Raw genomic sequence first — 15255 nt, 5'->3', positions numbered from 1 at the left:
TTAATTATAAGCCTTTGATATATATTTATTTTTTTATATTGATTGTATTTAAAGAAAAAGGTGATAATTAAGATTGGAAATTAAATTTAAAAATACAGTAGAGGATTATATAGATTTAAATTTATATTTATACGAACATGATCCTTGGACAAAATTTGTAAATAACATTATGTTATATATATAGCAAATTATTTTATTTATTTTAGCTATAGTATCTTTGGTTTCAGATATTACTGTTGTTCAAAAAATAATTTTGTTAACCTGGATTATAGTTGTGTGGGTAATATGGATTGCTTTTTATAGTAAATTTCAAAAAAAGAGAATGATAAAAAAATAAAAAAAGACACATCTTTAGTAAGTGAAAAAATATTAATATTAGGAACAGATAAAATATCAATTAAAAGTGAAAATAAAAATACCGATATTCTCTTTGATGAATTTGATAAAATATTAGATAACGAAGAATGCATACGTATAATAGATAAAAAAATAAACCTATATTATTAATAGCCAATAGTTTTTTTTAGATATAGAAGAAAGAGAAAAATTTTTAAAAAATATAAAAGAACACTGTCAATAAAAAGACAGTGTTCTTTTATATTTTTTAATGGCTTTGTACCTATATATTTAGGTAATATCGTTAAACTAGCAGTAATAGAAGCTAGTCCACCGACAAAGTAAAGAGCTTCTAAATTGGTACTAATAGCAACTGACCCCTTATTATTGTAAAAGCTTTATTTACTTCAATTCTATTCTTAGCTTTAAGAGGTGTAGTTACAGTTATCTTATTAAGTGCTGGATATGATGGTTTAACTTTTATTATTAATCTTTGATAAAGGATTTTATTTTTTCATACTCAAATGATGATTTGAGGGTTAAGACTGTACTACCATCTATTTCTAGATCAATAGAATATTTTAGATTATCACTAATAGCGGTAGCTAAAGTCAGTTTTTCAATATATAGCTTTATATTTTCTCTATTAAATCCTATAGCTGCTCCAGTTTATACCAATTAATTTACAATATTTGTAGTTAATTCATCTGCACTAATAGAAAGATTTATAGATTTACAGTGTTTTATAATACTTAAATATAATAACTTAATTTTGAAGAATATAATAAAAATATGTTGACATAGGATATATAAGTATTTTCTAGAAGGAAAAATATAGTATAATAATGTATATTAAAATAATAATATAGTATAGCTAAAGAAAATGTGGTTATAATATTGGAACTTAGATACAAGAACACAGTAGATGATTATATAGGTTTCACTTTGTATTGTTATAAATTTGATTCTAAATTAAAATTAAGGTACAACATTATATTTTATGGTTACCAAATATTTTTGGTGATTGAAACTATATTATTTTGAGCTCAATTTAATAATATTAATGAAATGTTGCCAATTTTTCTTATAAATATAATTGCATGGATTATATGGATTTGTTTTGATTATAAAATCTAAAAAAATGCTTACAATAACAATAAAGAGAAATTTTGTGAAAAAACATTTATGCTAAGTGAAAAGGTGTTATCTATAAATGAAGATAGAATATATATTAAAAATGATTAAATATTACATGAGTTTAATTTTGGAGCAATTTCAAAAATAGTGAAATATAATAATAGAATATATATATTATTTTCAAAAAGGGATATAGTAGTAGTGGAGCAATAATACCATTTAGTGCTTTTTCAAATATAAATGAAAAAGAGAGATTCTTTGAATTTATAAAAATAGGGCTGTCTCGTAAATAATTTTTAAATTTTTTTTAGCAATATAATTATTGATATAATTGCGATGATAATGTTTATAATTCTAGAGAGATACTTTTATAAACATAATATTCTTTGAAGTGATGAAATAATCATAAGAATAATTAATAAGCTATTTAATATAATATGTATTTTTTCTATATCTGATATGTTTTTTAATTTTTTAGAATTTAGTTTATTTTTCACTTGTATAATCTTTATAAAAATAATTTTTAATATAGATAAAAAAAGATAGGTAAGAGCAGACCCATCTTTTTTGTTTATTCTCAAATTTTTGTTCATCACCAAAAGTTTGAGGATTAGGAGAATATAACTATTATATCAAAAGTTAGTATAAGAGAAAAGTTTATTGTAGATACTAAAAAAGATAATATTTTAAAGTTTAATATAGTAACAAATAAAAAAAAAGGGGGGGTTATTCATGGGTATAAAATATATAAAGGAAGAAGTAAGAAGATTTAGAGTAGATAGAGATCTAAAAGATAGATTAAATAAAATATGTAAATTTAAAAAATTAGTATGAGTGAATGGATAATTTATATGGTTGAAAATGAAGTAAATAAGATGAGAAGTAAACATAAAATGTATGATTCAGATATGATAAGACTTTTTGATTATTTAGTTATTGATATGAATTTAATTTGTTGATTTTATAGTTTAAAGTGGGTATAATGATTTCAATAAATAGGTTCTATGGGGAATGTAGCCCTGTATAAAAAGGATTTTTCAAGCGGAGCAAAAGGGACTATATTATCAAAGGATAAGTCTTAAAAGCCTATTACGATAACATAAGAGTACTACATATGAAAGAGGATACTTCAAAGTATTTAAATACATAGCTTAACAAGTAATTCAAAAAAATTAATTTCGAGAAGTTTTTCAACTTATATTTTAGGTTATTTTTTTGAATTTAATTATCTAATAGCATTTTTATTAAATAAAAAAGGGAGAGAGATTAATGGAGAAGGAAATATTAGAGATTTTGAAGTCTACTCGACTAGATATTAAAGTGGTAAAAGATAGCCAAGAAAGACTTGAATCTAAACTTGAATCTAAAGTAGATGGAATTGATAAGTAACATAAAAAAGAAGATGAATGCTATGTACTTTTAGTATTAATAAGAAGGAAAGTTTAGATTTACTTATAATATAACAAAGTATTTATTTTACATTTGGAATATTTGCTAGTATAATATTTATAAATTTATTTAAAAAACTTGGATTAATAAGATTTTTAAATATTAAAGTATTTTTAATAATAGCATTAATAATATTAATACTGAATAGTGATAATATACTTTTCTATTTTTAAGATATATAAATAATATGGATAGTTAAAAAAATAAATACTAGAAATAGAAAATGAAAGAATAGTATAGATTAAAATATTGAGGATAGATTGAATGAATAAGAAGTTTAAATGTTTTTTTAAGGACTGGGGAATTCCAATAGTTTCAGCGATTATAATAGCCGTTCTAATAAATAAATTTTTAATATTTAAAGTATATATTCCAAGTGAATCAATGGCACCAACAATAAATAAAGATGATAGGCTAATTATTAGTAGAATATATAATCCTGATAGTATAAAAAGAGGAGATATATTAGTATTTGAATCAAAAGAACTTCAAGAAACTTTAGTTAAGAGAGTCATTGGATTGCCTGGAGATAGCATTACAATATCTGAAGGTATAGTAACTATAAATGGAGAAATACTTGAAGAAGAGTATGTTAAAAATAATAGTTTTGAGTATAAAGGAGAATTTACTGTTCCAAGTGAAAAATATTTATTTTTAGGAGATAATAGAAGTAATTCTAATGACTCAAGATTTTGGATTAATCCATATATAGATTTTAATGATATTGAAGGTAAAGCTACTATTAGGATATATCCTTTTAAATATTTTGGAAGACTAGACATGTAGATTTATCAATAAATAGTAAAAATAATTGCAAATGCAAAAGAGAACATTTAATATATAGTACATAAAATAAGATTTTATTAAACTCTTATCTATGAGGTTCTAGCCATATAGATAAGCCAAACTGAAAGGTATTTACGTACCAAGAATGCCGTTAGAAAAGAACTTCTTTTATAGTAACAAAAGTTACTTATTTAGTTAAATATTATGAATTTATAACCGATAAAGAAAGCCTTTTGGTATGGTAATATATACTAAAAGGCTTTCTTTATTTTTTATAGGTTGTATATCACATATATGATATGTAGTGGGACAAGACTTAAAGCAACTCAAAAGAAGAAAGGTGAGTTCAGTTAATGGAAAGATTGAGACTCCATATAATATACATAGTATGGGGATTGAGCGTGATGACAATGTAAATGACAGGTGTGGGAGTTCTAGGGGCATAGTGGCTTGGGAACTATTAGAAGGTTATAGTAATAGGATAGAATATTTTTGTAGAAATCTAGTAGATGGGATAAGGTGCAGATGGTGAAGTGATCGAGGTATACTTCGCATTCGTTAAATGGATGTAGTTACTTCCTTACTGGTAGTAATAATTGTTTTTATGTTTATTGATAAGGGAATAACTGCGTCCAATTTCGCTCCTTCAGTGATTTCGTATTCTATGCTTTGGGGTCTCTTTTGCAAGTTTTTTAGCTAAAATAGTATACTTTATAATATTATAAATAATTAGTAATATTACAGTAGTAAGATAGTTACATTACTGGAGGAACTTAAATGAAATAAAGTTAACATAGATGAAGTAGTAGAATTTATAAATAGAGAATTAAAAACTGGACGACCAATGAATAATATAGAGTTTGACATTAATGAGAGAGTAATACACAAGAAATTACTGAGGATAGGATATAAAAAGATAGATAATCAGTACAGACTATAAGATGTTATTTAAAGTAATATTACTGAAAAACAAAAGTTTATTAATAAAGTCAAAAATAATAGGTATATTATATGTAATAATGATTTGGATATGGATAAATTAAATCTATTATTAGAAAACATAGATAAGATATTGAATCTGATACCAACAGATACTATAAGTAATATTACACATTTGAAAAGTAGAAGTAATAAGATTAGAAGTTTAAGGATAGATACTGGATTATATGAAGCTATTAAGACTAGATCTTCTAGGGATAATATTTAATATATCAGCTATGGTTAATAAAGCTTTGGAGGATTATTTAAATAATTATTTATAAAAAAACAGTAATACGATATTTGAAAGAAGTGGAGCTAAGATACGGAGTTCTAAAAGATAATCTTAAAATTGGGAATAGCAATAATAAGCTTCATAATGAAAATGAGTCACTTAAAATTCGAAATGAGTTCATTTTTGAATTAAAAAAATACACTAAAAAAGTGAAATTTCACTTTACTTTATTTATAAAAACTAAACTAAAAACAGGCTATCTCGTAAATGCTTAAAAATCATTTACGAGACAGCCCATACTATTTGGTTTTGTTTTAAATGTTTTTAACAATGTGATTATTGAGGCAATTGCGATGATTATGGTTATAATTACATATATATGTTTTTTGAAATATATTATTCCTTGAATTGCTGAAATAATCATAAGAATAATTAATAAGCTATTTAATTAAATATATTTTTTATAGTTGATATGGTTTTGATTTCATTTTTTATTCATGAAATCATTATAAAAATATTTATTAATATAAATAAAAAAAGATAGGTTTGCTCTTACCTATCTTTTTTGTTGTGTTGAAAATCACTGGCTATGCCGGTGGATAAAATGGCTTAAGCTCTGCACAGAAAAAAGCTCCTATGATATAATTTCAACGACTGACAATCGTAAAACAAATTAATCATAGGAGGTGTGTCATATGGGTAACGACATAGAAAGCTTATCACATACAAAATGGAGGTGTCAATATCATATAGTATTTGCACCGAAGTATAGAAGACAAATAATATATGGAAAATATAAGGCTGAAATTGGTAAAATATTAAGAACTATAAGTATAAGACATGGAGTAGAAATAATCGAAGCGAATGCTTGTCCGGATCATATACATATGTTAGTAACTATTCCACCGAAGATGAGTGTATCAAAATTTATGGGAATATTAAATGGGAAAAGTAGTTTGATGATTTTTGATAGATTTGCAAATTTAAAATATAAATATGGAAATAGACATTTTTGGTGTAGAGGATATTACGTTGACACAGTGGGAAGAAATAAAACTGCAATTGCAAAGTATATTCAAAACCAAATTCAAGAAGATCAAATAGCAGAGCAACTTAGTTTTAAGGAATATATTGACCCGTTCACGGGATCGCCGGTAAAAGGAAGCAAATAGAAAAACCACCCGATGAGGGTGGTAGCTGAAACTGTTTTGCGATTGGCGGTTATCCAGAGCACGAGTAGTGCCGCCAGTATCATGCCCTTATAGGGCTTAATCAAGCCACCAGCTAAGCTGGTGGTACATGACTCATAATCATAATTTTGATTATGAGGAGAATAACACAATTATATCAAAAATTAATATAAGAAAAAAGTTTATTGTATCTACAAAGAAATGACAAAATTTTGAAGTCGAATGTGATATAGTTGAATGTAGTATAAAGAATAACGAAAAAAGGGGATTGGATTTATGGCTACACTATTCGTGAAGGAAGAAGTTATAAGAGTTAGAATGAATAAAAAGTTAAAAGATAGATTAAAGAATATATTTAAAGTCAAAAAAATTAGTATGATATATATGGTTGAAAATATAGAAGCTAAAACAAGAAATAGAAGGTAAATAAAAAGATTGAAACTTTCAAATTTAATATTTAAGAATGGTTATAATATATTAAATTTAGTATTTATGAAGCTTTAGATAGATTTTAATACCATGCGTATAATGGTATATATAGCATATAGAGATATATAAGTTCTAATACGACAAGTAAGCATAAAATGTATGATTTAGATATGATTTAGGTATGATAAAATTTTTTTGAAATTTAGTATTAAAAATAATTGAGGGACAGTAAGATAATATGGGTGTACTACATATGAAAGAAGATATTTTAAAGTATTTGAATATCTAGCTTAATAAGTAATTCCAAAAATTTAATTTCGAAAGTTTCTCAATATTTAAATTAGTTTATTTTTTATTATTAAAATTAATTATTCAATAACACTTTTAATTGAATAAATGATATACTTTAATTGAATTTTGATTTACAAATTATCCATATGAGTTTTTCTCTATAAAGGACACTTTTTAATTAAAAAGTGTCCTTTTGTGGTATAATTAAAAAGTAAATCAAAATTTAATTAATAAAGAAACGGAGTTAAACTTTATGGAAAAAGAGATATTAGAAATTTTAAAAGCTATGCAACAAGATATAAAAGGTTTGAAAGATGAGCAACAGAAAGGAAATGAAAAGTTAGATAGAATTGAAAAGAAGATTGATATAACTTACGAACAAGTTGCTAGAAGTGCTGAAGATATAACAAGTATTAAAAGAGATTTATGTTTTGTTGAAGAAGCAACAGCAAAAAATTGGAATGATATTGCAAAATTAAAAGCAGTTAAATAGATTAGAAAAGGTACTATTTCGTAACTAGTATTGCGAAATAGCACCTTTTTTAGATAGGTTTAATTATGGGAGATAGTTAACTACTGTTTTTTATTAAATAATAGTTTACAAATGCCTTAAAACTATAATTTTTATTCTCTTCGTGAAAATTCATTTAGTGAAACAACTAATTTTAGATAATGAAAAGGTAATTTATTATATTGAATAAAAAATTAGTTTAAGTTTTATATTAACTATTTTTATTGTTAATGATAGACATTCAATGGGGTAAGAGAGTTTATAATGAAATAATCAAAGAATGATTAGCAGAAATACTTGATATTATTTGGGATACTAATGAAGATATTGAGTTTTGGATTAAATAAATTAATTAATATAAGTAATATAAAAGATTTTAGTTTTATGAGTGTTGATATAAGACTAAAAGTATATAATATGTGGAGACAATATTTATTTGGATATAAAAAATTTCTAAAACCTCTTCAGATACAGAAATTATCATTTTAGGTATTTTTTGATTAAAAGAGTTAGAGAAATTAAAAAATAAATAGAAAATTTTAATTATGAAAATAATTTGATTAAAAGTAGTAATATAGATAAAATATACAATTAATGTGGAGTAGGAATAAAAGAGAGGCTATAAAAGTAAGAGAAGGAAATGATAAATAAGTATCGTATTCAGGGAAAAACTTTAGAGAAATAGCTGAAATGTATATTGTTTTGTAGGGTTAATTCACAAAATAATAAATGAGAATAGCAAAAATATATTTTAATAAAATACATTTAGAAAGGGTTTTATATGGAAACTAAGTATCTTATAAGAAATAAAAAGAAATATAGAGGATTATTTACTCAGTTTACTCATACAGGAACTGAAGTTATTAATCTAATAAAAAAAGAAAAATTAGATAGTATTGATATTATTTATAAGGTGAATATAGAGCCGTTAGAATTAGGAGGAATTCATTATAGATTTTATATTTCTATAGAGTCAAAAGACTTAAAAATTGTAGAGCTATTGATCAAAGATTTAAAAATAGATGGACAATTAACGGAAGATAAGATATTAAAATTAAATAATTTAGAGAAATTTTCAAAAGCATATGCAGAATTTATAAAAGATGAGTATAATAGATATTTTAAAAAATACTCTATAAAAAATGTAGAAATTAGATGTGTTAACGGATTTTCACATTAAATAGTTTTAAAATTAAAAAAAGTTATATAATATAAATTAATAAGGGGATGTCTAGTAAATGATTTTTAATCATTTACGTAGATGGTCTTTTTTGTTATTTTCATATTTATTCAAATTTTATATTTTTCTTTTCCACGCAGTAAGAAGTTTTTAAATTCATAATCTTGATTTAATACATTAAAGGCACCGTCGACCTTTATAGATTATTTAATTTTAATAGTTTCACTTCTGGAGACGATATATTCTTTAAAGATTTTCACTTTATTTTATAAATTCTTTCAAAATATGTAATATTCTATTACCTTTAGAGTTAGTGAATTGCTTTTTGTAAGGACATACATCATAATTCTCACATTCGTATATTGCAATTGTTAATATATAGAAATACTAAGATGAAAGTGTATAAAAGTTCCAAAATGAAAATGTAGGAATTTATGAACTTTTTAAGTTGTATTTTTCAAGATATATATTGTAAGGAATTACTAAAGAGATAGGTGCAATTATGAGAAAAGATATACATAATAAACTAAAAGAATTTACACGAGAGGAGTTATGCCTATTGAATAAGATTGTATTGGCAAGAAGATTTAATTGTGTCCCAAGAACAGTGGAATGCTGTCTGAAACTCAGCTCCGGAGGGCTAGAGCGTAAAAAATTAGAGAAATGAAACAGTATCATTAAAAACAGGCTTATCTATAGAAGAAATAAATAAATTAAGATAGAAAATAGGATTTCAGGAAACTGGAATCCTATTTATTTAGGAACTATTTAATATATTTTAAGAACAACCACTTCCTTTTTTTGTATTATTATGTCAAAGGATATTAGAAGAGATGTATCCAAAGATTAAATAAAATAAAAAAATAATTTAAATTATGGATAATTAGGAGGTAGAGAAATGAATAAAAGAAAAGTAGCTGGTATGTCAGCAGTAGGTATAGTTAGTAGTGTTACTACTACTGCACATGCAACAGAAATTAATAATTTTAGTACAAGACCAACAACAGCATCATTATCAACTTATACTAAATTAACATCACAAGGGAGTATAAATTTACAATATATTCAAAGTGATCTTTACAATTTGGAATGGAGATACAACAGGATCATATTTAATAAATTCATCAGGGAATAAGTTAAGTCATACTGGAATTATAGTTGGACGAGATATGAAGAATGGATCTGATAATTATGGACAATATCAAGTTCATTATATAAAAAATGGATATTATTATTTTAAAAATAGTGATGAACTAACTAGAGATGATAATAAGTGAGCTAAAGCTGCTAGGAAAACATATTTTTTGAATGGTAGCACTGTTGTAGGACAGGCATCTAGTCCAGGCTTTAAGGTTATAGATAATAGATTATATTATTTTAATGGCACTGATGATTATAATTATGGAAGTTTATATACTACTTCAGGATGGAATAATAACATTGGTGGTGTAAGTGGAAGATATTATGTTTATTCAGATGGAGAAATTGCAACGGGAGAACATATAATTGATGGTGTTAGATATTTATTTAATAGTAATGGAGTTCTTCAAGGAGAAATAGAATGGTCGGGATTAGAAGAGGTTATTATAGAAGCTGGTACAGAGTTTAATCCATTAGAAGGAGTAACAGCACCTGATGGAAATACTTTAACAGAAAGTAATGTAACTTATACTGGAGGATTTAATCCTAGGGCTCCAAAGGTTGGAACTTATATTGCTACTTACACAGCAAGTGTCAATGGGCATACAGTAACAGCAACAAGAAATATTGTTGTTGTAAAGAGAAATAGTAATTTTCCAACTATAAATGGTATAGATGAAAAGACTATAGCTAAAGGTGTTGATTTTGATCCATTAGAAGGAGTAACTGCAATAGATAAAGAAGATGCAAGTGAAAATATAAAATTGACAGTAGAAGCACCAGCTGATTTTAATGTAAATAAAGAAGGAACTTATGTATTTACATATAGAGCTGAAGACTTAGATGGAAATGTAACTGAATCACCAAGAGTTATAAAGGTTAAGGAAATGGTTGACTCTAATTTTGTAAGAGGATTATGGGTAGGTAGTTCATTAGTATTTGAAGGTAATTTTGATATATTAGGAACAAATGCAGATGATAATGCGTCAAAGAAATTAGTTATAAAAGATAGTTCAGGAAATGTAGTTTCAGAAACAGATGCTGATAATTTAACTGGTAATGCTACTGGATATAGAGAATTAATAGATGATTCTATATTTAGTAAATTAACTTCAGGAAACACTTATAATTTATTTGTTAAATCAACTGTAAATGGAAAGACTTATGAGGAACCAGTAGTTCAATTAGCTACTACTAGAAATGCATATGTAACAAATGGTAATGATTTAGCAGAAAAAGAATTTAATGATTACAAAATTAAATTTAAGAGTGATTCAGGAAGTAATCAAGTTCAAATTGTTAAATCAAGTTTAGCAGATACAGAAAAACCAGTAATAACTGCACCAGCTATATCAGTAGTTAGAGGAACAGCTAACTTTGATTTAAAGCAAGGTGTAACTATAAGTGATAATGTAGATTCACAAGCTGACTTATTAGGAAATTTAGTTATTGATAAATGTAACTTTGATATAAATCAAGTTGGAACATATCAAGTAACATACAAGGTTACAGATTCAGCTGGAAATGAGTCAGATACTGTAACTAGAACAATTACAGTAACACCAAAAACTACAGCTAAGCCAACTATATCAGGGGCTAATGCAGTATCAATAGTACAAGGTACATCATTTAATTCAAAGTCAGGAGTAACAGCTACTTCAGCTGAAAATGAAGATTTAACTTCAAAAATTACCGTTAGTGGAACTGTTAATACAAATACTCATGGAACTTATAAATTAACATATACAGTAAAAGATATAGATAATAACACAACAACAGTTGAAAGAGTTGTAACAGTAACTGCAAAACCTGCAGCAAATACTCTACCGATAATAAATGTTAATAGTGTACATGAAATATTTGTTGGAGATAGCTTCGATCCGTTAGCGATAGCTACAGCTACGGACAAAGAGGATGGAGATATAACTTCAAGCTTAAAAGTAGTTACAAACAAGGTAAATGTAAATAAGGCTGGAGAATATCAAGTTAAATATACAGTAACAGATTCAGAAGGTAATACTAAGATTGCTTATAGAACTGTAAAGGTTGAAGGGCAAAATATAGTTACTCCACCTGCAGTTACAAGTCAGAAGCCAGTAATAAGTTTCCCAGAGACTACAGTAATTAAAACTGGAACTACTTTCGATCCGTTAGCGGGTGTAACAGCTACAGACTATAAAGGAAATAATATAGCGTTAACAACATCAAATGTATCATGGAATAAAGTAAATACAAGTAAGCCTGGAGAGTACCAAGTTAAATATACAGTAAAGGATTCAGAAGGTAATAGTAAGATTGCTTATAGAACTGTAAAAGTTGAACAAGCAACGGTTACAAGTAAGAAGCCTGTAATAAGCTTCCCAGAGAACACAGTAATTAAAACTGGAACTACTTTCAATCCATTAGATGGAGTAACAGTTACAGATTATAAAGGACAAGAGATTAAATTAACAACATCAAATGTAGCAACAAATAAGGGAGATACAAGTAAAGCAGGAACATATGAAGTTAAATATACAGTAACAGATTTAGAAGGAAATAATAAGATTGCACGTAGAACAATAACTGTAGAAGGAGTAACAGCTATAAACTATAAAGGGCAAGAGATTAAATTAACAACATCAAATGTAGCTGCAAATAAGGTAAATACAAATAAACCAGGATCATATCAAGTTAAATATACAGTAACAGATTTAGAGGGAAATAATAAGATTGCTTATAGAGATATAGTTGTAAAAGGATTCACAAGTTTAAAAGGTGATGCATCTATAAATTCACTAATTATGGATATAAATAAAAATCAAATTGTTATTAGAGGTGAGGTAAATACTTTAATTAGGATATTAAATGGAACTGAAGTGATGTATCAACTATAGATAATAAAGTTAAATACCACTTAGTAGCAAAAGATGCTAATGGACAAGAAGTATTTAGAAATTATATGGTAAGGGTTGCTAACGGTGGATCTTACTCAGGATTTAAGAGTAACTTATCTTTAGATGAATTATCAAAGATTCAAGATTCAGTAACATTAAGCTTAGTAGTTGAAACATTAAATACTTCAGGTGAACTTGAATTAGGAGCTACAGACTTAAATATAGTTGGAGAAGTTCAAGATACTGAAAATAATGTTAAATATACTTCAACTGTAGAAAATGGAAAATTAAAAATAACTAAATCTAAAATAACAAGAACTTCAATTAATGAAGAAACTGTAACTAATAATGAAGAAAATAAGGTTACAGAAGAAACAAAAGTTGATTCAAATATAGATAATTTAATAGAAAATAATGAAACTAATGAAGTAGAAGAAGTACTAGTAGAAGAAGTTCCTTTAGAAAATAAAACTGAATCTCTAGAAGTAGAAATTTCTAATGGTAAAAAAGAAATTAAAGTAATTATAGAAAAAGTTAAAGTTGATACTGATAAGAACTTAGTTAAATTTGAAGGCCAATTAGAAGCAAATGATATTCATAGGGAAGGTAAGACTTACTTAGTAGCAAAAGATAGCGCAGGTAAGGAGTTATTTAAATCAGAAAAAGAAATAGAGATAGATTCTGATGAAAAGAAATTTACTGCTGATTTAACTTTTGAAGAACTATTAAAAATAACTGAAGAAAAAGAAGCTACATTAAGTTTAGTAGTAGAAAAAGAAGGTAAGTTAGTTGAAATAGAATTAAAGGTTGATAAGTTAGCTAAGATTGATAAAGTTGTAGATTCAACAAATAAATTGGAATATACACTTACAGTAAAAGATGAAATAATAAAAATAATTAAATCTTTAATAGAAGATTTAACTATAGAAAAAGCTTCAGAAGAAATTGAGAAAAAAGAATCTTAAAAAATAGAAAATTAACTATTATTAAAAAACTATTTATATTAAAATAAAAAAGAAAATAAACTGGAAAATTTAGATATAAAATCAAAGATAAACAATACTGAACCTATAATTAAAGAGATACAAATGAAAAGTGAATATAATAATAAAGAGAAGCTTATATTATTTGATAAAATGTGTATTTGTTAAATAAATGAAGAGCAAAAAGTTGTTAAAAATTATGATGATAAGATTTCAAGAAACTAAAATCTTATTTTTAGTTTAAAGATAATAAAAAAAGAGCAATGTGAATTGCTCTTTTTTGGTGCGCCCTCAAGGACTTGAACCTCGGACTCCCTAGTAAAAAGCTAGGTACTCTTTCTCTGAGTTAAGGGCGCATGATATATATTATAATATTATATTATAGAGAAAAAGTCAATATTTAAATTGAAAATAAATAAAGATATTGTTAATTATAAGAGAATAACATGTATGATTTTGATAAATATTGTGATTTTTAAAATATAATATTTCAGAAAATTTAGAAGTGAGATATAGCATAATATTTTGAGAAAATGAATTAATGATAAGAATACAGTTTCTATTAATTATAAATTAATAACTAATTTATATAAATAATATGAAATATATAATATTACCTAAAATAGATAAGTAATATTGTAATAGATAAAATTTAGAAAAGATATTTTATTTATCTAACAAATAGAAAAATACTATTTTATATTTATAGATAAACTGTTTAACTAGTAATAAGTGAAAAGTCTAAGTTATCAATATATTAATTAAACTTAAATGATTGTATTTCATTTTGAAGATAAAGGATTCTGTAAGAGGAAAAAATAAATATTAGATAAATATTGTAACTATAATGTAATAGAACTGACACAGGATTGCAATAAAATGATGTTATTATTAACCTATAAAATTATATTGAATAAGGCTTATATAAAGGAGGAATATTAGATGAATTAAATGGAAAATAGTAATTTACTAGCATGAAAATAATTAGATTTGAATGTTGTATATTTTAAACTTATAGTATTTTAATTTTGACAGTATATAAATTGGAAAATATTATATAAAATAAATTTTAAATTTGTTTGGAGGCATTATTATGATAAAGAAAAAAGTTATAGGACTAGTAGTATTTGGAGCTTTAATAGGAGGAGTAATCGGAGGAACAATTGGAGGAGGATTTCAAAGGATTTTAGCTGATACTAATAATGTAGAATTAATACAAGAATATGATGATGTATATATGAGCGATAGTAATGTTGAAAATGAAGAAGATATAGAAGCTTTAAAAGATGAATTTACAAAAGAATATGGAAATGAAGATGAATTTAAAAAGGTATATGAGGATGAAGAGTATTTAGAAGAAGTTAATGGAGCAAAAGGAATAATTAGATACACATATAAAGATACTAATGAAGTTGAAGAGTATAATTACTTTGAAGAGTTAGAAAAAGAACTCGAGTTTTCAAAATTAAGTCATGATGAACAAATACAATTTATGAAAAATGAATTTACGAAAGAATATGGAAGTGAAGATGAATTTAAAAAGGTATATGAGGATGAAGAGTATTTAGAAGAAGTTAATGGAGCAAAAGGAATAATTAGATACACATATAAAGATACTAACGAAGTTGAAGAATATAATTACTTTGAAGAGCTTTCAAACTATAATATTGAGTAATACTATTAAAAAATGGAGTTAATAAAAATAAATAGTTCAATAGCATATCGATAAAAAAT

Annotated in this window: 13 protein-coding genes and 1 tRNA gene; 13 read left to right on the top strand and 1 reads right to left on the bottom strand. The window is 25.2% G+C overall.

Annotation, left to right across the window (positions count from 1 at the left end):
* Window positions 1–829: 829 nt before the first annotated feature.
* The 12 genes from NSA50_RS14415 to NSA50_RS14360 all read left to right on the top strand — a co-directional run bounded on the left by NSA50_RS14415 (window position 830) and on the right by NSA50_RS14360 (window position 13503).
* Window positions 830–1018, top strand: coding sequence for a hypothetical protein (locus NSA50_RS14415; RefSeq protein WP_257446089.1), 189 nt, complete (start codon window positions 830–832; stop codon window positions 1016–1018).
* Window positions 1019–2303: 1285 nt separating this feature from the next.
* The gene (locus tag NSA50_RS14410; RefSeq protein WP_257446086.1) at window positions 2304–2432 is read left to right on the top strand and encodes a hypothetical protein; all 129 of its coding nucleotides are present in this window, start codon (window positions 2304–2306) and stop codon (window positions 2430–2432) included.
* Window positions 2433–3186: 754 nt separating this feature from the next.
* Complete coding sequence (lepB, locus tag NSA50_RS14405) at window positions 3187–3708, top strand: signal peptidase I (RefSeq protein ID WP_257429708.1); 522 nt, start codon at window positions 3187–3189, stop codon at window positions 3706–3708.
* A gap of 340 nt (window positions 3709–4048) precedes the next feature.
* Window positions 4049–4240, top strand: coding sequence for a hypothetical protein (locus tag NSA50_RS14400; protein ID WP_257446082.1), 192 nt, complete (start codon window positions 4049–4051; stop codon window positions 4238–4240).
* A gap of 498 nt (window positions 4241–4738) precedes the next feature.
* Window positions 4739–4915, top strand: coding sequence for a hypothetical protein (locus tag NSA50_RS14395; RefSeq protein WP_257446079.1), 177 nt, complete (start codon window positions 4739–4741; stop codon window positions 4913–4915).
* A 701-nt stretch (window positions 4916–5616) separates the two neighbouring features.
* Entirely contained in the window at window positions 5617–6093 is a 477-nt protein-coding gene (gene tnpA / locus NSA50_RS14390; protein WP_257446076.1) for an IS200/IS605 family transposase, read from the top strand.
* 294 nt (window positions 6094–6387) lie between these two features.
* Window positions 6388–6537: a hypothetical protein gene (locus tag NSA50_RS14385; protein ID WP_257446073.1), complete on the top strand. Its 150-nt coding sequence runs from the start codon at window positions 6388–6390 to the stop codon at window positions 6535–6537.
* A 547-nt stretch (window positions 6538–7084) separates the two neighbouring features.
* Window positions 7085–7324: a plasmid stabilization protein gene (locus tag NSA50_RS14380; protein WP_257446070.1), complete on the top strand. Its 240-nt coding sequence runs from the start codon at window positions 7085–7087 to the stop codon at window positions 7322–7324.
* 799 nt (window positions 7325–8123) lie between these two features.
* The gene (locus NSA50_RS14375) at window positions 8124–8522 is read left to right on the top strand and encodes a hypothetical protein (RefSeq protein ID WP_257446067.1); all 399 of its coding nucleotides are present in this window, start codon (window positions 8124–8126) and stop codon (window positions 8520–8522) included.
* An 898-nt stretch (window positions 8523–9420) separates the two neighbouring features.
* Entirely contained in the window at window positions 9421–9657 is a 237-nt protein-coding gene (locus NSA50_RS14370) for a hypothetical protein (protein ID WP_257446064.1), read from the top strand.
* Window positions 9658–9826: 169 nt separating this feature from the next.
* Window positions 9827–12538 carry an immunoglobulin-like domain-containing protein gene (locus NSA50_RS14365; RefSeq protein ID WP_257446061.1) on the top strand — a complete coding sequence of 904 codons (2712 nt, stop codon included), beginning with the start codon at window positions 9827–9829 and terminating at the stop codon, window positions 12536–12538.
* A gap of 65 nt (window positions 12539–12603) precedes the next feature.
* Entirely contained in the window at window positions 12604–13503 is a 900-nt protein-coding gene (locus NSA50_RS14360; RefSeq protein WP_257446058.1) for a hypothetical protein, read from the top strand.
* Between the two features lie 299 nt (window positions 13504–13802).
* Here NSA50_RS14360 and NSA50_RS14355 read toward each other — a convergent pair.
* Window positions 13803–13877 (bottom strand) — tRNA-Lys (locus tag NSA50_RS14355).
* Between the two features lie 737 nt (window positions 13878–14614).
* On the opposite strand from NSA50_RS14355, the gene NSA50_RS14350 reads away from it, so the two are divergent.
* Window positions 14615–15196, top strand: coding sequence for a hypothetical protein (locus NSA50_RS14350; RefSeq protein WP_257446055.1), 582 nt, complete (start codon window positions 14615–14617; stop codon window positions 15194–15196).
* Window positions 15197–15255: the final 59 nt, after the last annotated feature.

This window comes from Clostridium mucosae (assembly GCF_024622765.1).
Classification (GTDB): domain Bacteria; phylum Bacillota; class Clostridia; order Clostridiales; family Clostridiaceae; genus Clostridium.
The sequence above is the reverse complement of the archived record's forward strand: the minus strand, read 5'-3'. Positions and strand labels throughout refer to the sequence as shown.

Excerpts from the sequence above, each read along its gene's own strand:
- NSA50_RS14380 (WP_257446070.1), top strand. The coding sequence starts at position 7,085 with ATGGAAAAAGAGATATTAGAAATTTTAAAAGCTATGCAACAAGATATA.
- lepB (WP_257429708.1), top strand. The coding sequence starts at position 3,187 with ATGAATAAGAAGTTTAAATGTTTTTTTAAGGACTGGGGAATTCCAATA.
- NSA50_RS14350 (WP_257446055.1), top strand. The coding sequence starts at position 14,615 with ATGATAAAGAAAAAAGTTATAGGACTAGTAGTATTTGGAGCTTTAATA.
- NSA50_RS14370 (WP_257446064.1), top strand. The coding sequence starts at position 9,421 with ATGAATAAAAGAAAAGTAGCTGGTATGTCAGCAGTAGGTATAGTTAGT.
- NSA50_RS14395 (WP_257446079.1), top strand. The coding sequence starts at position 4,739 with ATGGATAAATTAAATCTATTATTAGAAAACATAGATAAGATATTGAAT.
- NSA50_RS14385 (WP_257446073.1), top strand. The coding sequence starts at position 6,388 with ATGGCTACACTATTCGTGAAGGAAGAAGTTATAAGAGTTAGAATGAAT.
- tnpA (WP_257446076.1), top strand. The coding sequence starts at position 5,617 with ATGGGTAACGACATAGAAAGCTTATCACATACAAAATGGAGGTGTCAA.
- NSA50_RS14360 (WP_257446058.1), top strand. The coding sequence starts at position 12,604 with ATGGTAAGGGTTGCTAACGGTGGATCTTACTCAGGATTTAAGAGTAAC.
- NSA50_RS14410 (WP_257446086.1), top strand. The coding sequence starts at position 2,304 with ATGAGTGAATGGATAATTTATATGGTTGAAAATGAAGTAAATAAGATG.
- NSA50_RS14375 (WP_257446067.1), top strand. The coding sequence starts at position 8,124 with ATGGAAACTAAGTATCTTATAAGAAATAAAAAGAAATATAGAGGATTA.